A 20,339-nucleotide genomic window follows, 5' to 3' on the forward strand; every position below is an offset into this window, starting at 1 on the left:
GTCACCGTGAACGTGTAGGCGATCGTGCTGCCCGCGGTCGCGCCCGTCGGCGTGCCGGCCACCTTATCGATGGTCAGGCGCGGATCCGGCGTGATCGGCGTCGTCGTGGTGTCCGGCGGACTCGTCGTCGGCGGACCCACCGGCGGCGTGCCGGTCGCGGTCGCGCTGTTGTTCGACGTACCGGCGTTGACCTCGTCCTGGGTGATGGTGTGCGTGCCCGTGCAGGTCGCCACCGCTTGCGGCGCCAGCGTGGTCACGTCGCAGGTCGCCGGCGCGTCCAGCTGGGCGTCGGTCACCACCACATTGGTCAGCGTCACGTTGCCGGTGTTGGTCACCGTGAACGTGTAGGCGATCGTGCTGCCCGCGGTCGCGCCCGTCGGCGTGCCGGCCACCTTATCGATGGTCAGTGCGGGCGCGGGCTCGAAGGTATTGGTGATCGTACAGGTGGCGGAATCGCCGAGCGCCAGGGTGATCTGGTTGCCGCCGGCGACGGTGGTGCCGGTACACGCCCAGTCCGAGGCGGTATAGCCGGCCGGGCCACCGCCCTCCGTCAAGACGTAATTGCCCGGAGCGACCTGGGCTGCGGTTACGGCCGCGGCGCCTTCGGTGCCGCTGATGGTGTCCGGACCGGTCGCCGTCAGGGTCCAAGCGGTGTCGATCGCGGTGCCGCCGCCGGTGTTCACCACTGTCTTCTGCAGAGTCAGCGTCGCCGGCACCGGCGTATTGATATAGGTACAGATGGTCGCGGTGGCGCTGGCGCTGATCGTGAGGCTGCGGCCGGTGGCGCCACTGGCGAGCGTGCTGCCGCCGTCGCAGGCCACGGTGGTGGTGTAGCCGGCCGCGGTCGCGCCGCCGCCGAAGGTTTCCGCCGGCAGTGTGACGACATCGCCCGCGAAGACGGCGACGGCGACGCCGGTGGTGGCGGTCGGCGCGGTCGAATCGAAGGTCGGGTTGTTGGTGCCGCCGGTCGTGGCGACCGTGGCGGTATGGCCGGCCACGCTGCCGGCGGCCCAGTTCTTGGCCAGGTTCAGCTGCTGGGCGATGCGCGCATTGGTGTAAGTACAGGTGACCGCGCTGTCCGCGGGCATGCTGATGGTGCGGCTCAGGCCGGTACCAGTCACCGCCACGGCGGCGCTGTCGAGGTCGCGAACGCAGGCCAGGGTGGTGGCGTAGTTGGCCGCCACCCCCGTGGTGAAGGCTTCGGTCAGCGTGACCGTGACGCCGCCGCCGGCGGTGGCCGTGGCATTGGTGGTGGTGGACGGCGCGGTGGAGGAACCGGCGACGGCGCCGGTGGCGCCGGTGATGGTGAGGCTCACCGTGTCGCCGGTGATGGCGTTGGTCCAGACCTTGGTGAGCGTGATGCCGTGCTGGATCGGATCGGTGTCGGTCGCGGAGCAGACGTCGGTGGCGTCATTGAAGCCGCCGGCGCCGTTGTCCGCGACGCAGCGGGTGCCCGGATTCTCCACACCGGCGGGTGGAGCGACCGAGGCGACATTGACGGCGTTCTGGGCCAACGCGGGCAGCGAGGCCGCCCCCAGCATCAGGAGCAGCAGCGACTTGCGGAAGCAGCGCCCGACTACCGTAAGCGCGCGATTGATGTCTGCAGCCACGTTGCGATCCCCCTGAACCATTTCGGCCTCACCCGCCAACACTCCCGAAAGGCCTCCTGCCGCCGAGCCGCGCTAGTTTCCTTAATGGGGATTTTTATCCCAATCAGGATTTGTATAGGCAATTACCATGCCAATAAGAAAAACGACCAAAGCCCCGCATCCATCCTGTTTCGGTCGTTCATTCACATTTTTTTGACCTTTACCGCCGGTTTACGCCCCAAATCGTCAGTCTCGGCGGAGAGAGCGAACGACGCGCCGTTTCGGAACGGGCGACATCACGCCGGATCGAACGCCAGCAGACAGCGATTTGAAACACCGGAACCGATCGGTCGGCGATCGACTGCCGACGCCCGGAGCAGCGGGTTCCTGGCGGGAGGTGGCATATCGAAGCCACAACTGCCTACTCCCGTTCAGCCAAACCGAGCCGCATCCGTTCGAGTCCGCTGATATGGATCGCGGAAGCGCGGACATTGAGGACATCGGCTCGCCCAGGAAGAAAAAGGGAGCGGCAGGGACGCCGGGCGCGCCCGGCCCGGCTTAGCCGCCTACAGCACGTAATTGATGGCTTTTTTGATCAGGTCCAGCGGCTTCGCTAAGACCTGGAAGGGCCAGGCGTGCACATGGAATGCACGCGCGCACTTGAGATTGCAGCGCGCACGACGAACAATGCGGAGCCGTGTCCAAATCGGAAAATCACGGCCCGGCAACAAGTTAGGCTGACTTTTTGCGCCAGTCTTGTGTATTTTTCACAAGCTGAACCATTTGCCCGCCCCGACGCTCCGTTTGCGCCTCCCGCTTCGATCCTGGGCAATTGGTACCGTTTCCATGCTTGCGGAGACCCACATCCCATGAAGTCGTCTCACCCGACCATCGGCGGCCTGTTGCGTTCGCTGCGCGCGCGCAACAAATGGACGCTGAAGCAGATGAGCGAGCGCTCCGGGATTCCGCTGTCCACCCTGTCCAAGATCGAGCACGACCGCCTGTCGCTGACTTACGACCGGCTGCAGCAGCTCAGCGAGCGCCTGAACATCCGCATGTCGGAACTGTTCGCCGAAACCGAAGACGCCAGCGCGCCGGCGGTGACCGCACGCCGCAGCATCGGCCGCGTCCGCGATGCGGTCCGCATCGACTCGAAGAACTACGAGTACTTCTATCTGTGCCCGGAACTGCGCCGCAAGCGCATGGTCCCGAGCGTGGCGCACCTGCGCGCGCGCAGCCTGGAAGAGTTCGGTCCGTTCCTGCGCCACGCCGGCGAGGAATTCGTCTACGTCCTCGAAGGCACGGTGGTGCTGCATACCGAGTTCTACGATCCGCTGACCCTGCAGCAGGGCGAGTCGGTCTACATCGACTCGAACATGGGCCACGCCTATGTGATCGGCCCGGACTCCGACGCGGCCACGGTGATGGCGGTGGCGGCGACCGACGACGATCAGAGCGTGATCGAAGCCCTGCTGGCGTCCCAGGACTAGCGCCGGGCCGGGCGAAGCGACGGCCGTACCGCAGCCTGCAAGCGGTCGCCGAATCCGAATTGTTGATCGAATACGCAGTTCCGGCAGCCAATTCTCTAAATGGCTTGTAATTCTCCGATTAGGACAATTAGTCTGCGCGGAGAATTTTTCGTGCCTCCGCGCCTGTAGCAGGCACTGTCGGCGGGCCGAGCGCGGCCTCGGCCACCGGAATCGACGCTGGAGTAGCTGTCTTTTGAGCCCCGCCCTAGGTCGGGGCGCTTTTTTTGCGCCGCGACGCCAGCGCTTACAGTGCGCTGCGCGGCGGCAGCGACCAGTCGATCGGAGCTTGGCCCTGGCGGCTCAGGTACTCGTTGGCGGCCGAGAAGTGCCCGCAACCGATGAAGCCGCGGTGCGCCGACAGCGGCGAGGGGTGCGGGGCCTTGAGCACGCGGTGGCGGCGCGGGTCGATCACCTTGCCCTTGGCCTGGGCGTAACTGCCCCAGAGCAGGAACACCAGCCCCTCGCGCTCGCGGTTGAGGGTGTCGACGACGTGGTCGGTGAAGCCCTCCCAGCCCTTGCCCTGGTGGCTGCCGGCGCGGCCGTCCTCGACCGTCAGCACCGCGTTGAGCAGCAGCACGCCCTGATGCGCCCACGCCATCAGATAACCGTGGTCCGGACGCGGCAGGCCGAGGTCGCGATGGATTTCCTTGTAGATGTTCTCCAGCGACGGCGGCACGGTCACGCCGGGCTGGACCGAGAAGCACAGGCCATGGGCCTGGCCGGGACCGTGGTAGGGATCCTGGCCGAGCACGACCACCTTGACCCGCTCGAACGGGGTGGCATCGAAGGCGGCGAAGATCTGCGGGCCAGGCGGATAGATGCGGGCGCCAGCGGCCTTGCGCTCGCGCAGGAAGGCCGACAGCGCGCGCATGTCGTCGCGCTCGAACCAATCGCCGACGCGCGCCTTCCACGACGGCTCCAGCTTGACCCGTTCGCCGCTGTCGCCGTTCATGCGGGCGCGCGCTCCGGCAGCCGCGCCAGGCGCAGCTGGAACAAAGTCTTGGTGACCAGCAGGCGCTCTTCGATCGGCTTGAGCACCAGATCGTTGGCGCCGGCGCGCAGCAGCTCGCTCTGGTTGTGGCGGTTGGCGTCGCCGGTCATCACCAGCACCGGCAGTCGGCGCTTGCCGTATTTGAAGTCCTGGCGCACACGCTCGAGCAGGTCGTTGCCGCTGAGCGCGCCTTTCAGGTACACGTCGGTGAGCACCAGGTCGGCGCCGACGTCTTCGGCGCCGCGGTGGGTTTCCATGTATTCCAGCGCCTCTTCGACGCCGATGAAGTGCAGCACCTGCAAACCGTGGCGTTCGAGCATGCGCTTGGTCGCCACCGCGACCACCCGGCTGTCCTCGACGTAGAGCACGCGCGCGCCCGGAATCGGTTCGGGCTGGACGTAGCCGCGGATGAAGGCCGCCAGCGCGCTGTGGCCCAGGGCCTTGTCGAAATAGTCGGTGACGTCCTCGGTGAAGCTGCGCGATTCCAGATGGGCCTGGGCGTCGCCGGAGACCACGATCACCGGCACGTAGGCCTGGCCGCCGGCCTCGCGCACGCTGCGCGCCAGGCCGATGCCGTCGCCGTCGGGCAGCACCAGCGAGGTGGTGACCAGATCGACCGCGCCGCTGTCCAGCGCCGCGCGCGCCTCGGCGATGCTGCCGCAGGGCACGACCTCGACATTGGGCAGCTCGCGCGCGAGCACGTCGCCGATGAGCTTGCGCACCAGTTTGGAACCGTCGACCACCATCACCCGGGGGGCGGCGTTGTCGAAATGGCGTAGATCGTGGCTGTGCATGCGGGACGGATCGGTCGCTATCGACGACGGCGCGAGGGAGTCCGAGTTTAGGCGCGAACGGCGACGGAATCCGAGTCTCGCGTTCCGTCCCGACGAGATGCTCCGATTGGAGAGCGAGCGGTCAGGTGTCGGTGGGACGGGTCTGGCGCAGGTAGTGCCCGGTCACCAGCCCCGCGCCCAGCCAACCCAGCACCACCGCGCCGGCCAGGATCGCCGCCGCGTAGCGCAGGTCGAATCCGTGCAGGGCGAACGCGCTGCCATAGCTGCGCGCGAGCTCCGCCAGCGGCTCGCGCAGGGCCAGGTCGGCCGCGGTGAGCAGCGCCAGCGCCAGCGCGCCCGCGGCCAGGCCGTAGCACGCGCCCAGGTACAGGAACGGGCGCCGGATGAAACCGTCGGTCGCGCCCAGCAATTGCAGCACGCCGATCTCCTCGCGCCGCGATTGGATATCCAGGCGCACGGTATTGCCGACCACCAGCAGCGCGCCCAGGCCGAGCAGGGCCGCCAGCACCCAGGCCAGGCGGGTGCCGAAGCGCAGCCAGCCGTCCAAGCGCTGACGCCAGCCGGCGTCGTGCTGGACGAGGTCGGCGTCGGGCAGAGTCTTCAGCGATTCGGCCAGCAGCAGTTCGTCGCCCTTGGGCGTGATCAGCAACAGGCTGGGCAGCGGATTGCCGTCCAGGGTCGCGATCGCTTCGCCCAGGCCGCTCTTCTCGCGCAGTTCGGCCAGGCCTTGTTCCGGCGTGCGCAGTTCGATCGCGGCGATGTCGCGGCGCGCGCGCAGTTCCTCGGCGAGCGCGCTGGCGCGTTCGGCGGCGAGACCGGGCTTGAGGAAGACCGCGATCTGGCGCGATTGCTCGACATCGCCGGTGAAGCGCTCGATGTTGGCCAGCGCCGCCCACAGGCCCAGCGGCAGGGCCAGCGCCACCGCCATCACGCCCACGGTGAGCGCGGTCGCCCAGGGCTTGCGCAGCATGCGGCCCAGGCTGGCGACCAGGCTGTAGACGTGGTGGTCGACCCAGGTGCCCAGGCGCGAACGCGAATCGGAAGAGGCGGCGGCTTTGGCGTTCATTCGGCCAGATCCTCCGGCGAGATGTCGTCGACCAGGCGGCCCTGGTTCAAGACCAGCACGCGCTTGCGCATGCGCTTGACCAGGCTGAGGTCGTGGCTGGCGACCAGCACGCTGGTGCCGCGTTCGGGCAGCGAGGCGAACAGCGCCAGGATCTCCGCCGACAGGGTCGGGTCGAGGTTGCCGGTGGGCTCGTCGGCCACCAGCAGGCGCGGTTCGCCGACGATCGCGCGGGCGATGCCGACGCGTTGCTGCTCGCCGGCCGACAACTCGCCCGGCAGCGCGCGCTCGCGCGTGCCCAGGCCGACCTTGTCCAGCACCGCGCGCACGCGCTTGGCGATGTCGCCGCGGCGCAGGCCGCGCAGCAGCAACGGCAGGGCGACGTTGTCGGCGACGCTGCGGTCGGCGAGCAGGCGGTGGTCCTGGTAGACCACGCCGATGTCGCGCCGATGCAGGGCGACGCGGCGGCCGCGCACCTTGAGCAGGTTCTTCTCGCCGAACAGCACCGCGCCGCGGCTGGGCCGCTCGCTGAGGTGGATCAGCTTCAGCAGCGTGCTCTTGCCGGCGCCGGAATGGCCGGTCACGAACAGCATCTCGCCGGGGGCGACGTCGAAGCTGACTTCGCTCAGCGCCTCGTGGCCGCTGCTGTAGCGTTTACTGACGTTGTCGAAGCGCAGTACGGTCATGGCCGGAAGTATCGCAGATGCGCGATTCGCGAGAACACATCACGTTTCGCGGCGCGGGCTTGCACTAGCGTGAGCCTGCGGTCGGCAGGGACGACTCGGTCGCAACGGCGGGGCCGTCGACACCCCGCCCCACGACCCTTCCCGGCCACCGCGGGCGCCAAGCGCCGGTCGGCCGGCTGCATCGGCCGCCGGCGCAACGCCGGCGCGCGCACCGTTTCCGCCCATTCCCCACATAGGCCCGGCGGCGGCCGGCAGCGCCCTGACGTCGTGCAACAAGGAAGGCACCACGATCGACCACCGTCGCCCGCGGGACGGCATCGGCAGGCGTTCGGTCCCGGCTTTCATTCTTAAGGAGAAGACGATGCAAACGACCCGGCTACAGATCGCGTTCGCCCTGGCCCTGGCCTTGGGCCTGCACAGCCAGAGCGCCCGCGCCGAGCAATACGACCCGCCGCTCAATATCGGCACCATCGGCTGCCCGGCCGGTTCCACCGGCTACGGCAACGCCCGTTTCATCGTGTTCCCGTCCTGGGGCAGCGCGCCGCCGAACTGGCGCCTGACGATCTGGTGCAGCGCGGCCGGCGCCGGCCGCCGCACCCATTTCGAACCCGGCGGCGGCGGCGTGTTCGCGCCCTGGCCCAACCTGGGCGGCGCCTTCGGGGTCGGCTGGCCGCCGCCGCCGAACTACGGCAATCAGTTCCAACTGCTCGATGTCGACAGCGACGGCGATCTGGACGTGTTCCAGTTGCTGGAAACCGCGCCCAACACCTGGACCGTGTTCCTCAACCGGGCGCTGTAGGCCACGCCACCCGGTCGCGTCCGCTCGCCGCAGGCGTGCACGCAACGAAAACGGGCGCCCCAGGGCGCCCGTATCGTGTCGCGCTGCGGGCCTGCGCCCGCCGGCGTCAGTGCTGCGAACGCGGCGCGCGCGTGACCAGCGACTTCAGGCCGCGGCCGATGCGGCTGAGCAGGCCGCCCTGCTTGGCTTCGCCCTCGCCCGCCGGAGCGGGCTTGGCGGCACCGGACTTGGCGACCGGTGCGGCCTTGTTCGCGGCGACCTGGGTGGCCTGGGCCGTCGCGCCCTCGGCGCCCTCGATGCGGCGGCCGCCGCGACGACGGCGGCGCTTGCGCGGCGCGTGCTCGCCTTCCACCGCGGCCGTGGTTGCAGCGACCGGAGCCGCCTCGCCTTCCGGACGCGGCTTGCGCTCGGGGCGCGGCGGACGCGCGGCGGCGCCTTCGGCCGCGACCGCGGGAGCCGCGCCGGGCTCGCGACGCGGACGTTCGCTGCGCGAACCCTCGCGACGCGGACCGCCCTCGCGGCGGCCGCCATCGCGCGAACCGCCGCTGCGGCTGCCGCTGCGACCGCCGCCACGGCGCTCTTCGTCGGCGGCGCGCTGCTCGCGCGCTTCCTTGAAGATCGCGCCGATGCTTTCGTTCTCTTCGCCTTCCTCGCCCGCCGGCACTTCGCGCGGCTTGCGCGGCAGCGCGACCAGCAGATCGGCGTCGACGGTGGCCACCGGCAGCTTCTGCTCGATGTAGCTTTCGATGTCCGGCAGGCTCATCGCGTAGCGCTCGCAGGCGAAGCTGATCGCATCGCCCTCGGCGCCCAGGCGCGCGGTGCGGCCGATGCGGTGGACGTAGTCCTCGGCATCGAACGGCAGGTCGTAGTTGTAGACGTGGCTGACGCCGTCGATGTGCAAGCCGCGGGCGGCCACGTCGGTGGCGACCAGGATCTCGAGCTGGCCCTTCTGGAACTTGTTGAGCAGCGACTCGCGCTTCTTCTGCGGCACGTCGCCCGACAGCACGCCGACCCGGTAGCCGCCGCGTTCCAGCGAACGCGCCACGCGCTCGACCCAGACCTTGGTGTTGACGAACACCATGGTGCGCGCGCCCTCCGAGCGCGACAGCAGGCCCAGCAGCAGCGGAATCTTCTCTTCGTCGGACGGGAAGTACACCTTCTGGCGCACCTTGGCCGCGGTGATGAACTCGGTCTCGACGACGATCTTCTCGGGCTCGTTCATGTGCTCGTAGGCGAGCTCGAGCACGCGGTGGCTCAGGGTCGCCGAGAACAGCAAGGTCTGGCGCTCGGTGCGGATCGGCATGCGCCGCAGCAGGAAGCGGATGTCCTTGATGAAGCCCAGGTCGAACATGCGGTCGGCTTCGTCCAGCACGCACATTTCGCAGGCGTGCAGCGACACCACCTTGTGCTGCTTGACGTAGTCGATCAGGCGACCGGGCGTGGCGATGATCACGTCGGCGCCCTTCTGCAGCAGCTCGCGCTGCTTGTCGTAGTCGACGCCGCCGTAGACCAGGGCGAACTTCAGGCCCAGTTCGGAACCGAACTTGACCGCGTCCTTGTGGATCTGGATCGCCAGCTCGCGGGTCGGGGCCAGGATCAGCGCGCGCGGATCCTCGGGCTTGCGCTCGGCCAGGGCCGGACTGGTCAGCAGACGGTTGATGACCGTGACCAGGAAGGCCAGGGTCTTGCCGGTGCCGGTCTGGGCCTGGCCGGCGACATCGCGCCCGGTCAGCGTGATCGGCAGGGTCAGCGCCTGGATCGGCGTGCAGCGCGAGAAGCCGGCGGCTTCGAGGCCGGCGAGCAGGCTGGGATGCAGGTCGAACGAGGAGAACGTTACATCGGTTAAAGGCTTGTCGCTCATGCGTCTTAAGGGTCCGCGCGCAGAACTGCGCTTGCGTGGGTGGCGTCGGCGAAGCAGACTGCCGGGGCCGGGCAGACCCCATGGCCGACCCGACGTTCTGCCTCTGGAAGAGGCCGTGGCGCAGCCCTTGAAGGTGCCGCGAAACGCCCCAGTTTACAGTAAGCCCCCGCCCGGCACGGCCCGCCCGGGGATACCATTCAATATGAGCCCGTTCCGTACGGGTGCGTACCCCCGCAGGAGATCATCCCCGTGAGCGAAAAAGTTCTGCATGCTGGCGATTCCGACTTCGATGCCACCGTGCTGCAATCGTCCGAACCCGTCCTGGTCGATTTCTGGGCCCCCTGGTGCGGCCCCTGCAAGGCGATCGGGCCGATCGTCGAACAGCTCGCCGACCAGTACGAAGGCAAGGCCAAGGTGGTCAAGGTCGACGTTCAGGAATTCCCGTCGCTGGGGGTCCGCTACAACGTGCGCAGCATCCCGATGCTGCTGATGTTCAAGGACGGCCAGGTCCATTCCAGCCAGCTGGGCGCGCCGCCGAACATCAAGAGCCTGCTGACCCAGATGATCGACAAGGCGATCTGATCGCCCCCCGCCTTCGCCCGCGCCACGCCGGGCGAAGGCCGCCGGCCCCGGCCCGGCAACGTGAACGGCAGGCCCCATAAGGCTTGCCGCCGCGCAGCGGCAGTGCTAGTTTCGCCATACCCGGCGCCGAACCGTAGCACTGGCAGCGCCGCACCCCCTCTCGCAAAACCATCATCCACCAACGTCCCCGACGTCCCGCTCGCTGCCTGCGAGCGCTCGCCCTTAGCGAGGAATCCCTGCTTGTCCGATAACACCCCCGACGCTGGCGATATCGCCGAAAAGCGCGTGCGCAAGCCGCGTGTCGCCAAAGCCGACGCCGCTCCCGCAGCCGCCAGCCCGTCCGCTCCTGCTCCCGCTCCCAGCGCAGCTCCGGCTCCGGCTCCGGCGCCGGCCGCCCCTGCCGCTGCCGCCCCCTCCGCTGGCGACTCCGCACCGGCCTCGTCCGGCGCCGAAGGCGCGCCGCAGGGCGGCGGCGAAGGCGGCAACCCCAACGCCCAGCGCGGCGAAGGCGGCTTCGACAACAACCGCGGCGGCGGCAACAACAACCGCCGCGACCGCTTCCGCAACCGCCGCGACCGCGATCGCGACCGTGGCGGCCGTCCGCGCGACGAAGGCATGTTCAACGACGGCGGCAACGGCGAGAACTTCGTCCCGCGCCCGCACCCGCAGGTGCCGGAAGGCTTCCCGCAGTACTCGCTGGGCGACCTCAAGCGCATGCCGGCGCCCAAGCTGCTCGAAATCGCCGACCAGCTGAGCATTCAGGAAGGCGTGGCCCGCGCCCGCAAGCAGGACGTGATCTTCGCCCTGCTCAAGGTCCTGACCCGCCACGGCGAAGGCGTCGCCGCCGACGGCGTGCTGGAAATCCTGCCCGACGGCTTCGGCTTCCTGCGCGCGGCCGAGGCCAGCTACCTGGCCGGCCCGGACGACACCTACATCTCGCCCAGCCAGATCCGCCGCTTCAACCTGCGCACCGGCGACCACCTGTCCGGCCGCATCCGCTTCCCCAAGGACGGCGAGCGCTATTTCGCCCTGTCCATCGTCGACACCATCAACGGCGAGCCGCTGGAAGCGTCCAAGAACAAGGTCCTGTTCGAGAACCTGACCCCGCTGTTCCCGCGCCGCAAGTTCCGCCTGGAACGCGGCGACGGTTCGACCGAGGACATCACCGGCCGCATCCTCGACCTGATGGCGCCGCAAGGCAAAGGCCAGCGCGCCCTGATCGTCTCGCCGCCCAAGGCCGGCAAGACGATGATGATGCAGCAGGTCGCCACCGCCATCACCACCAACCACCCCGACGTGCACCTGATCGTGCTGCTGGTGGACGAGCGTCCGGAAGAAGTGACCGAAATGCAGCGCACCGTGCGCGGCGAAGTGGTCTCCTCGACCTTCGACGAACCCGCCGGCCGCCACGTCCAGGTCGCCGAGATGGTGATCGAGCGCGCCAAGCGCCTGGTCGAACACAAGAAGGACGTGGTGATCCTGCTCGACTCGATCACCCGCCTGGCGCGCGCCTACAACAACGTCGTGCCCAGTTCCGGCAAGGTCCTGACCGGCGGCGTCGACGCCAACGCCCTGCACCGTCCGAAGCGCTTCTTCGGCGCCGCGCGCAACGTGGAAGAAGGCGGCTCGCTGACCATCATCGCCACCGCGCTGATCGACACCGGCAGCAAGATGGACGAGGTGATCTACGAAGAGTTCAAGGGCACCGGCAACTCGGAAGTGCACCTGGACCGCCGCATCGCCGAAAAGCGCGTCTACCCCGCGATCAACATCAACCGCTCCGGCACCCGCCGCGAGGACCTGCTGATCGAGCCGGAACTGCTTCAGAAGATCTGGATCCTGCGCAAGCTGCTGCACGGCATGGACGAGATCGGCGCGATGGAATTCCTGCTGGACAAGATGAAGACCACCAAGTCCAACGACGAGTTCTTCAGTTCGATGAAGCGCTGAGGCGCCAACTCGACTCGCTCGCGAAACGCCCCGCACCGCGGGGCGTTTTCGTTTCCGCGGCGGCCTGCGGAAAAACGACGGCCCCGCATGCGGGGCCGTCGTCGTATCGCCGGACCGTCGCGTTTAGAGCCCGCGACCGCCGCCCTGGGTGGCCTGAGGCGCCGGGGTTTCGCCGGCGGCCATGTTGCGTGCGGCGAGCTGGCTGCTGACTTCCAGGCTCTGGCTGGAGCCGGCCGCGACGTCGATCGAGACCATGCGCCGGTTGGCCGAAGCCGGATCGCCCTGGACCGCGAACAGCTTGCTGCCGTCCTTGCTGGCGAACAGGTGATCGACCTGGGTCAGGCCGCCGTCGCGGGTGACCGGCACCAAGGCCGCGGCCAGGTTGCGCTGCTGCTGCGGATCCAGCTTGACCTGCGCGGTGTCCACGCCCTTGAGCTTGTCCAGCATGTCCTTGTACATGCCGTTCAAGGCGTTGGCGCCGCTGGTCAGCGCACCGGCCACGCGCAGGCCCTCGTCGACCGCGCCGCCGAGCTTGTTGGTGTTGCGGTTGGCCGCTTCCTGCTGGGCCGCGGGCAACAGGTAGGTGCCGCGCTCGCGGTCGCCGTCGCGATCGCGCACGTAGCGTTTGACGTCCTGCAGCTCCAGTTCCAGGAACTCCTTGGACGAACCCTTCGCGGCCTTGGCCAGATCGACCGCCTGTTGCGCGCTCAGGCGCTCCAGGCCCTGGCCGGAGGCGAGCACGTCGACCAGCGATTCGGGCTGCACCTTCTGCTTGAGGAAGGCCAGGAAGCGCTCGCGCGTTTCCGGGTTCTCGCCCATCGCGTCGAGCACGCGGGTGGCGGTGGACATGGCGTTGCCGGCGTCGGTGGGCATGCCCGAGATCTGCCGCATCACGCCGTTGATCGCCTTGCGCGGCTCCAGGCCTTCGGCGAACGGGAAGCGTTCGCGGAACTCGTCCCAGCGCGGCGCGAGGATCTCCTCGCGGATGTGCTTGATCAATTGATACGCACCGGCGGCGAAGGCGACGATGGCCACGCCCATCGGCGCGACGCCGATCAGGCCGCCGACCAGGCCGGAGTTGCGCGCGCCCAGCAGCAGCGCGGTCTGGCCGACGTCGCCGGCCAGCTTGAAGCCGTTGCCGAGCAGGTCGAACGCGGCGTCGACGCGGCGGTCGGTGTCCAGCGGCTTGCGGGTGATCGGATCGCGGCCGTTGAACACGCGTTCGGCGTCCTGGCCGATGGCCTTGGCGTCGTTGGCCACGCCCTTGATCGCGCTGTAGCGCTCCAGGATCTTGGCCGCTTCGCGTTCGCGCCCGGTGCTGGTGGCGAACTGCAGCACCGCCGCCATCGCCACCGCGTCCACCGGCTGGCCGGCCTGGCTGGCGGCGGTACCGGCCTTGATCGCGGCTTCCAGCGCGGCCAGCGTTTGCGCGACGTCGGCGTGCCCGCCGCTGCGGGCGAGCTGCTGGAGCTCGGCCAGCGGCTTGTCGACGGGCGCTTCGGGGCTGGCGTCGCGTTGCGCCGACCAGCTCTTGGCGTAACCGACCAGCGAGGTCTGCAGGTTGGCCGGCAGCTCCACCGCATAGCCGTGGAACGGCGGCGAGACGCGGCCGTCGGCGCGGGTCTCGCCGGGGTACAGCTTCCAGGTCAGCGCGGTCTGGGCGAGCGCGCCGCCGGGCCCGGAGACCGAGGCCACCGTGGCTTCGAGGGTGTCCTCGTCCACGACTTGGCCGTTGCGCTGCAAGGCGTCGGCGACGACCGCACGCAGCACGGTATCGCGCGACCACTCGTCGTCGGCGGGCAGCAGCGCCGTGTAATTGAGGGCGCGGTCCTGCGGCGCGCCCTGTCCCGCATACCAACGACGGGCGACCGAGGCGTTGCCGCCGCGGGTGCCGCTGTCGTCCGAAATCGAATCGACTACTGCATTCATTAGCACTTACTCCTTGTCCGGTGAACTAGCTCCTGGTGAACCAACCCACGGGCGCTCCGGCCCAGGGTCGAAGCCGAATCATGCTCCCGTCCCGTGACCGGGGCAATTCGGGGCGTGTGGTGGGGCACGCGGCGGTCGGTACGTGGGGCCGCAATGGGCCGTCTCGGGCCTGTCCGGTCCGGAAACGAAAAAGCCCCGCATCGCGGGGCTGGTTCCAGGCAGGCCGGGGTCCGGGGTCAGGTCGGATTCAACGGCGTCAGCAGCCGCGGGCCCATGCCCAGCGGGTAGACGCCGCCAGCGGCCAGAGCGTCGGAGCCGCCCTGGTCGTCGTGCGCCCAGGGAGCGGCCAAGCGCGGTCCGGGCACATAAGCCTGCCATTGGCCGTATTGGCGCGGCTGGTCCTGCGCGAAGGCGAAATCGACCGGAACCCGGACGCGCCAGAAAGGCGCATCGCGTTCGTCGCCCCAGGTCGGGGGAAAGAAGGTCCATTCACGCGCCGCGCCGATGGCGGCCCTGGCGAAGATTTCGCGCCAGCGCTTCATGCCCCGCTCGCTGTCCACCGTACGCAGGTTGACCTGCTCGGCGACCACGTCCATGACCTTGCCGTCGCGGCCGATCTTGACCACCAGATAGACCTCGGCGGCCACGCGCGATTGCACTGCGTCCTTCGGATATTTGGGTGGATCCAGCTTGTCGCGCTCGGCGTACTGCCCCGGTTTGGCCTGGTTGAAGCTCGCGTTCTGGATCGTGATCTCGTAGCGGTCCTTCTCGGCCTGCCTGGCGACGATGCGCAGGCTCATCCGGGTACGCGCCTTGACCGCTTCGTCCTGGAGCACCACCGGCTCGAACTTCCAGCCCGGAATGCTGCGATCGGCGAGTTCGCGCACACCGATCGGCAGCTGGTCGGCATGATCCAGGGTAAAACCGCCGACGCTGCCGTCGCGCTCGATATCGATCGAGCCGGTGACCAGCAGGCTGGCCTCGACCTGCTTGCGTACCGACGCGGGGCCAGTGGCCTGCGCCGCCATGGCCATCAGCGCCAGCGCCGGGCCCCAGATCCAAGCCTTCAATTTCATCCCCATTGCCGCCCCCTAGTCAGGGGACCAGTGTAGTCGGGGCGGCCGGCTCTATTCGTCGACGCTGTCCAAGTCGGACCGGGAATGCTGCCAACCGGTGGCGCCGCGGCGCATCAGCACGCGGCCGCGGCGGCGGATGTCGTCGCGGTCCACGCCTTCGACCCAGAGCACGGCCTGGTCGCCGTGCTGGCGGCCGCGCGAGATCTGCGCGCGCAGGGGTTCGCCGTCGCGCAGGGATTTCAGCGATTCCTTGACCGTGCCCGCGTCGTCCTCGGGGAAGCGCCAGCGCGCGTCCTCGCCGCCCAGGCGGCGCAGGACGGCGACGTCGCCCCGGGCCAGGGCGTCCAGCCAGGCGTTGTAGGCCGCGCCCGGCGCGCCGCCGCCGGCGGGCAGAGCGCTGCCGGGCGCGGGCGCGATCGGCGTGTCGAAACGCAGATCGAAATCGTAGGGCGTGCCGAGGAAATCGCCCTCGGCCAGCCGCCAGCGTCCGCTCAGGTGCGCGGCTTCGTTGTGCTGCAGGCTGAGTTCGCCGTAGCCGCCGCTGTTGAAGCCCTCGGGCGAATAGAACAGGCCGCACTCGCTGCCGTCGGCGGCGATGCACAGGCGCACATAGCCGCCCGGCGGCTCCTGTTCGCGCACCGCGTCGCCGGCATCGAAGGCGGCCGCGACCGCTGCCTCGTCCAGCGGCTTGGCGCTGAGGAAGACCAGGGTGCGGCGCTGCTCGGCCTGGTCGGACGGCTCTTCGACGACCGCGATCGCATGCGCCAGGCTCAGGCGCGCATCGCCGTAGCGGAAATAACCCGAACCGGTCTGGGCGGAAGCGGCGCCGGCGGCGATCAGTCCCGCCGCACATGCGTATGCGCGCAGGCGGCTGCGCAGGTGCTGCCTGATGCTCATCGATGCTGTCCTTTGCGGCCGTCTCAACTAGGCGGACGTAATCGCGACGCGGCTGCGGACAACGGCCGCCGGGCGGACCCGGCGGCCGCGAAGGGTTACAGCGTCAGTCCCTGCACTTCGCTGGTCAGCTTGATCGCGCTGGCCAGGGGCACCACGTCGCCGGCGTCGACATCGGACACGCCGATGCGCTGGTTGCCGGCGTCGCTGGACAGCCAGGACGGTTCGCGGCGCGCGCCGCGCACTTCGGTGCGCCATTGGCCCGGGCGGGTCTCGTGCATGCCCGGGGCCTGGAACTCCACCGGCATGCTGACGGTGAGGTCGCGCGCGCTGGGACGGTCGGTGTGCAACTGCACGTTGAACTGCCAGCTGCGCGCGGTGCGCGCGGTGGCCTGTTCCAGGGCCGCCACGCCCTTGGACAGCGCTTTGTCGCTGCCGTAGACGTTGAGCAGGCTGGTCTGCACGGGCGCGGCCTCGAGCACGCGGCCGTCCGGCGACAGGCGCAGATACAGCAACACCACGCCGCCGACGCGCGCGCGCGCCAGGCCCTCGGGATAGGACGGCGTCACGATCTTGCGGCTGCTGATCGTGACCGCGGCGGGCGGCGCGTCGGGCAGCACGCCGTAGCCGCTGGCCGGGAAGGTCACGTTGTCGACGGTGACCGCGTAACGCTCGTCGCCGAGCTGGCGCGCGGCCAGGGTCACGCGCATGCGCGCCTTGGCGGTGACCGGCTTGCCCTGCACCAGTACCGGCTCGAAACGCCAGGCGCGGACCTGCCGCTCCAGGCTGATGCGGACGTCGTCGGGCAGCGGGGTTTCGCTGCGGTAGTCGATCAGGGCGCCGCTGGGGTCGATCGCGATCTCGCTGTCGACGCGAGTGGTCATGATCGAATTCACCGCCGGCTGGGTCGAGGCCGGCGGCGACTGGGCCCAGGCCGTGGCGGCCAGGGTCAGCGCGGTCAGCGCGAACGCCGTGCGCTGGAGAGAGTTTCCTTGCATCGTGTAGCTCCTGTGGATGTACCGTGGATGCGTCGCGGCCCGGGCTCCTGCCCGTGGCGGCCGCGCGCGCTGCGAGCTTAACAATGCCGGTGCGGGCCCAGGCGCATCCTGTTCACCGTTTCGACGCATCGCCGCGCGCCCGCGGACAGGCTGCGAGGCGCCATCGCGGCGATTGGACCGCTGGGGCGGAAGCTGTTTCCCGTCCGCGCGTCCCCACCGCGACGACCGCGCTGGGTAAGATGAAGCGGTCGCGGATGGCGCGATCTGGCGGGCGACGAAGGTGATGCATGCATAGCGGCGGTCTGGAACTTGCGCTGGTCTTCCTGCTGGCCGCGGTGATCGCGGTGCCGGTGTTCCGCAAGTTCGGGCTGGGCGCGGTGCTGGGCTACCTGGCCGCGGGCGTGGTGCTGGGCCCGTACGGGGTCAAGGTGATCCGCGACGCCGAGCCGGTGCTGGCCGCGTCGGAAATCGGTGTGGTCATGATGCTGTTCGTGATCGGCCTGGAGCTGTCGCCGTCGCGGCTGCGGGTGATGCGCAAGCCCGTGTTCGGCGCCGGCGGCCTGCAGGTGCTGCTCAGCGGCCTGGCCCTGGGCGCGATCGCGATGTTCGGCGGCGGCCTGGGCTGGAAGGCGGCGGTGGTGGTGGGCGTGGGCCTGGCCCTGTCCTCGACCGCGGTCTGCCTGCAGCTGATGTCCGAGCGCAAGGAGCTGACCAGCGACTACGGGCGGCTCGCGTTCGCGATCCTGCTGTTCCAGGACCTGGCCGCGATCCCGCTGCTGGCGGCGATCCCGCTGCTGGGCAAGGCCGCGGCGGTGCAAGGCGACGGCCTGCAATGGATCGCCATCGCCAAGGCGGTCGGCGCGATCGGCGCGGTCATCTTCGGCGGCCGGGTGCTGCTGCGGCACGTGTTCCGGATCGTCGCGCGCACCCAGATGCCGGAAGTGTTCACCGGCGCGGCGCTGCTGACCGTGCTCAGCGCGGCCTGGGTGATGCAGATCGCCGGCCTGTCCGCGGGCCTGGGCGCCTTCATCGCCGGCGTGCTGCTGGCCGATTCCGAATTCCGCCACGAGCTGGAATCCCAGATCGATCCCTTCAAGGGCCTGCTGCTGGGTCTGTTCTTCATGGCCGTGGGCATGAGCATCGACCTGCAGCGCGTGGTCTCCGAGCCGGCGATGATCGCGGCGATGGTGGCGGTGCTGATGCTGGTCAAGTTCGCCCTGCTGTTCGGCGTGGGCCTGCACCCGGGCGGGCTGGACCGGCGCGAATCGGTGCAGCTGGCGGCGGTGATGTCGCTGGGCGGCGAGTTCGCCTTCATCGTGTTCAACGAAGCGGTCAACGCCGGCCTGCTCGACGACCCCTCGCGCGACCGCCTGATCGCCGCGGTCGGCGTGTCGATGGCGCTGACCCCGCTGCTGCTGATCGCGGTCTCGCGCGCGCTGTCGGCCGCGCCCAAGGCCAAGCCCAAGCGCGACTTCGATCAGATCCCCGACAACCACCCCAAGGTGCTGATCGCCGGCATGGGCCGCTTCGGCCAGATCGTCGCGCGCCTGCTGCTGGCGCACAAAGTGCCGTTCATCGCGATCGAGAACAGCGCCGACCAGGTCGACTTCATGCGCCGCTTCGGCAACATGGTCTATTACGGCGATCCGGCGCGCCCCGAACTGCTGCGTTCGGCCGGCGCCGCCCAGGTCGACGTGTTCGTGATCGCCATCGACGACCTGGACGGCAACATCCGCACCGTGCGCACCCTGCGCCGGCTGTATCCGCGCGCCAAGGTGTTCGCACGCGCGCGCGACCGCCGCCACGCCTGGCAGCTGATGGACCTGGGCGCCGAGCCGATCCGCGAAACCTTGCATTCCAGTCTCAAGCTGGGCGAACACGTCCTGACCGCGCTGGGCGTCGCCCCCGAGGTCGCGCGCGATCACACCGAGCGTTTCCGCGAGCACGACGAACGCATGCTCAACGCCCAGTACCTGGTCCACGACGACGAGGCCGCGCTGTTGCAGTCGGCCAAGGACGCGCGCAAGGAGCTGGAGGAATTGTTCGAAGCCGACCAGGGCGAAGGCCTGCTCGGCGAGATCACCGCCGACGCCGACGCGGCGGCGCAGCGCTCGCTGCACTAGGCGGCCCAACGAACGACATCGCCCCGATCTTGGGGCGATGTGAGCAGTCTCGATCCTTCAGCTTAGGCGCCGGGGCACACCAACTCGGTGTATTGCGCTTCGCAGTGGTATTCACCGCCGCCGACCGACACACAACCGCCACCACCGGGCTGTGAAAAGCAGTTGTCGTAGGGACCTTGTCCTACCGGACCGGAGCCACCCCAGTCGCCTATCCCGCCGCCAGCATCGCCGCCGCCACCGCCGCTGGCATCGCCCTCGCCCTTCCAATCGCTATACCAATAACCTTCAGAAACGAACATCGCGGACATGACAGCCACCGTATAGATCGAGCACTTGGTTCCGTTGCAGATGGTGACTTGATTTGGCCGGCCCTCGGGGTCTACCCAACTTCCCTGATTGTCCAACCGATTGACTACTTCACGAATGAAAGCCAGCGTGGTCCCATCCGCCAAGCCAGGTCCCACCTCGCAGTTGGCGCAATAGAAGCGCCCGACATACTTGGCCAGGGCAACACCGCCAATACCGATCAGCGCTAGAATCAGAAGTAACTTCGTCGCCCTCTTCATTTCTGCATCCCTTCCTTCGTGCCTGACGATTCGAGCAATGCCTGCGCGGCCTGTTGTGCTTGCAGGATTTGCGACGGCGAGAGCGAACGCCCAAGAGTAGCCAGCCGTTGCGCAGCTATCGGAGACGGAGATCTCTGGCCCCACGCGTAGCAATACGCGTATGCCCGCAAAGGGTCCTTATCAACCAACAACCCCGCATCATAGTTTTCTGAAAGGCGCAGTAACGCCTCGGCGCTTCCCGCCCGCCTCGCCATTTCAAGAAAGCGCATCGAATCGCGCTTGAACTTCGCGATCAGCTCCGTATCCAACTTGGCTTCCTGCGACCGGAAAACACCTTCCACCAAAACTGGAAAATCGAGCTGCGCTTGGAGGTTCCCCAATTCGGCAGCATGTTCGGCCAAGGCATACACTCTGTAAGAATCGACGACTTCGGGGCATTTCATATCGAGCAGACCACTGCTCGCGAGCAACTGCTGGCGCTGGGCGACGGTCAAACCCTCCGGCATGCTGATGCGCTTACCGCCTCCGGTCCGGACGCAACGACTGAAGACCTGAGCCTCCGTCAAGGCTGTTTCGGAAGAAACGCCCCTCATCGACTCGAGGGATGTCTTGATGGCGAGCACACTCGATCGCCTGACCTCCCGATCGCTGGCGTCGAGCAAGGCATTTCGTGCAACACCCGTGTCAACGGACGCGATCGGCTCGGCAACCAAAGAGGGGCCACTACTTTTTTCCTTCTGCCGCCATACGAGAACCGCGGCGCAGCTCACGATGATCGCCACTGCAATGCTCGCTGCAATTCCCTTCTTCGACATCCCGCCCTCGTGACTGCCCGACATGCAGTGCTACTGGTTCCGGCGACTATCGCCTCATTCCAACCTGTTTCGCAATGCGCAAAGGAAGTGCAGC

Annotated in this window: 17 protein-coding genes; 5 read left to right on the forward strand and 12 right to left on the reverse strand. The window is 68.6% G+C overall.

The window, feature by feature from the left end; genetic code table 11:
• Positions 1-1,610 (reverse strand): hypothetical protein (locus tag V1318_RS14235; protein WP_332940367.1); only part of this gene is annotated, 1,610 nt, incomplete at its 3' end.
• Positions 1,611-2,458: 848 nt separating this feature from the next.
• On the opposite strand from V1318_RS14235, the gene V1318_RS14240 reads away from it, so the two are divergent.
• Complete coding sequence (locus V1318_RS14240; protein WP_332940368.1) at positions 2,459-3,079, forward strand: XRE family transcriptional regulator; 621 nt, start codon at positions 2,459-2,461, stop codon at positions 3,077-3,079.
• A 283-nt stretch (positions 3,080-3,362) separates the two neighbouring features.
• Here the strand turns inward: V1318_RS14240 and ung are convergent, their stop codons facing one another.
• From ung to ftsE, 4 genes are all read right to left on the reverse strand, one after another.
• Positions 3,363-4,070: a uracil-DNA glycosylase gene (gene ung / locus V1318_RS14245; protein ID WP_332940369.1), complete on the reverse strand. Its 708-nt coding sequence runs from the start codon at positions 4,068-4,070 to the stop codon at positions 3,363-3,365.
• The gene (locus tag V1318_RS14250; RefSeq protein WP_332940370.1) at positions 4,067-4,903 is read right to left on the reverse strand and encodes a response regulator; all 837 of its coding nucleotides are present in this window, start codon (positions 4,901-4,903) and stop codon (positions 4,067-4,069) included. The genes ung and V1318_RS14250 overlap by 4 nt, the downstream gene beginning before the upstream one ends.
• Positions 4,904-5,024: 121 nt before the next feature.
• The gene (gene ftsX / locus V1318_RS14255; RefSeq protein ID WP_332940371.1) at positions 5,025-5,969 is read right to left on the reverse strand and encodes a permease-like cell division protein FtsX; all 945 of its coding nucleotides are present in this window, start codon (positions 5,967-5,969) and stop codon (positions 5,025-5,027) included.
• Positions 5,966-6,652, reverse strand: coding sequence for a cell division ATP-binding protein FtsE (ftsE, locus tag V1318_RS14260; RefSeq protein ID WP_332940372.1), 687 nt, complete (start codon positions 6,650-6,652; stop codon positions 5,966-5,968). Before ftsE ends, ftsX begins: the two co-directional genes overlap by 4 nt.
• 361 nt (positions 6,653-7,013) lie before the next feature.
• Between ftsE and V1318_RS14265 the strand changes: the two genes are divergently transcribed.
• On the forward strand, positions 7,014-7,451 hold the full coding sequence (locus V1318_RS14265; protein ID WP_057160139.1) for a hypothetical protein: 438 nt from the start codon (positions 7,014-7,016) through the stop codon (positions 7,449-7,451).
• A 106-nt stretch (positions 7,452-7,557) separates the two neighbouring features.
• Here V1318_RS14265 and rhlB read toward each other — a convergent pair whose 3' ends face one another.
• Positions 7,558-9,312, reverse strand: coding sequence for an ATP-dependent RNA helicase RhlB (gene rhlB, locus V1318_RS14270; protein WP_332940373.1), 1,755 nt, complete (start codon positions 9,310-9,312; stop codon positions 7,558-7,560).
• A 249-nt stretch (positions 9,313-9,561) separates the two neighbouring features.
• On the opposite strand from rhlB, the gene trxA reads away from it, so the two are divergent.
• Positions 9,562-9,894: a thioredoxin gene (gene trxA, locus V1318_RS14275; RefSeq protein WP_056177872.1), complete on the forward strand. Its 333-nt coding sequence runs from the start codon at positions 9,562-9,564 to the stop codon at positions 9,892-9,894.
• Positions 9,895-10,134: 240 nt separating this feature from the next.
• The gene (rho, locus tag V1318_RS14280; protein ID WP_332940374.1) at positions 10,135-11,844 is read left to right on the forward strand and encodes a transcription termination factor Rho; all 1,710 of its coding nucleotides are present in this window, start codon (positions 10,135-10,137) and stop codon (positions 11,842-11,844) included.
• 123 nt (positions 11,845-11,967) lie between these two features.
• Here rho and V1318_RS14285 read toward each other — a convergent pair whose 3' ends face one another.
• The 4 genes from V1318_RS14285 to V1318_RS14300 form a co-directional block, all read right to left on the reverse strand.
• A complete protein-coding gene (locus V1318_RS14285; protein ID WP_332940375.1) occupies positions 11,968-13,773 on the reverse strand; it encodes an XVIPCD domain-containing protein in 1,806 nt (601 codons plus the stop codon).
• 236 nt (positions 13,774-14,009) lie between these two features.
• Positions 14,010-14,849, reverse strand: coding sequence for a protein tonB (locus V1318_RS14290; protein ID WP_332940376.1), 840 nt, complete (start codon positions 14,847-14,849; stop codon positions 14,010-14,012).
• A 51-nt stretch (positions 14,850-14,900) separates the two neighbouring features.
• Positions 14,901-15,746, reverse strand: coding sequence for a hypothetical protein (locus V1318_RS14295; protein WP_332940377.1), 846 nt, complete (start codon positions 15,744-15,746; stop codon positions 14,901-14,903).
• A 95-nt stretch (positions 15,747-15,841) separates the two neighbouring features.
• Complete coding sequence (locus V1318_RS14300; protein WP_332940378.1) at positions 15,842-16,741, reverse strand: hypothetical protein; 900 nt, start codon at positions 16,739-16,741, stop codon at positions 15,842-15,844.
• 287 nt (positions 16,742-17,028) lie between these two features.
• Here V1318_RS14300 and V1318_RS14305 point away from each other — a divergent pair, with 287 nt between their 5' ends.
• The gene (locus V1318_RS14305) at positions 17,029-18,864 is read left to right on the forward strand and encodes a monovalent cation:proton antiporter-2 (CPA2) family protein (RefSeq protein WP_332940379.1); all 1,836 of its coding nucleotides are present in this window, start codon (positions 17,029-17,031) and stop codon (positions 18,862-18,864) included.
• Between the two features lie 62 nt (positions 18,865-18,926).
• Here V1318_RS14305 and V1318_RS14310 read toward each other — a convergent pair whose 3' ends face one another.
• Positions 18,927-19,430 carry a hypothetical protein gene (locus V1318_RS14310; protein WP_332940380.1) on the reverse strand — a complete coding sequence of 168 codons (504 nt, stop codon included), beginning with the start codon at positions 19,428-19,430 and terminating at the stop codon, positions 18,927-18,929.
• A complete protein-coding gene (locus V1318_RS14315) occupies positions 19,427-20,245 on the reverse strand; it encodes a hypothetical protein (RefSeq protein WP_332940381.1) in 819 nt (272 codons plus the stop codon). The genes V1318_RS14310 and V1318_RS14315 overlap by 4 nt, the downstream gene beginning before the upstream one ends.
• Positions 20,246-20,339 lie beyond the last annotated feature (94 nt).

This window comes from Lysobacter sp. CCNWLW3 (assembly GCF_036697405.1).
Classification (GTDB): Bacteria; Pseudomonadota; Gammaproteobacteria; order Xanthomonadales; family Xanthomonadaceae; genus Lysobacter.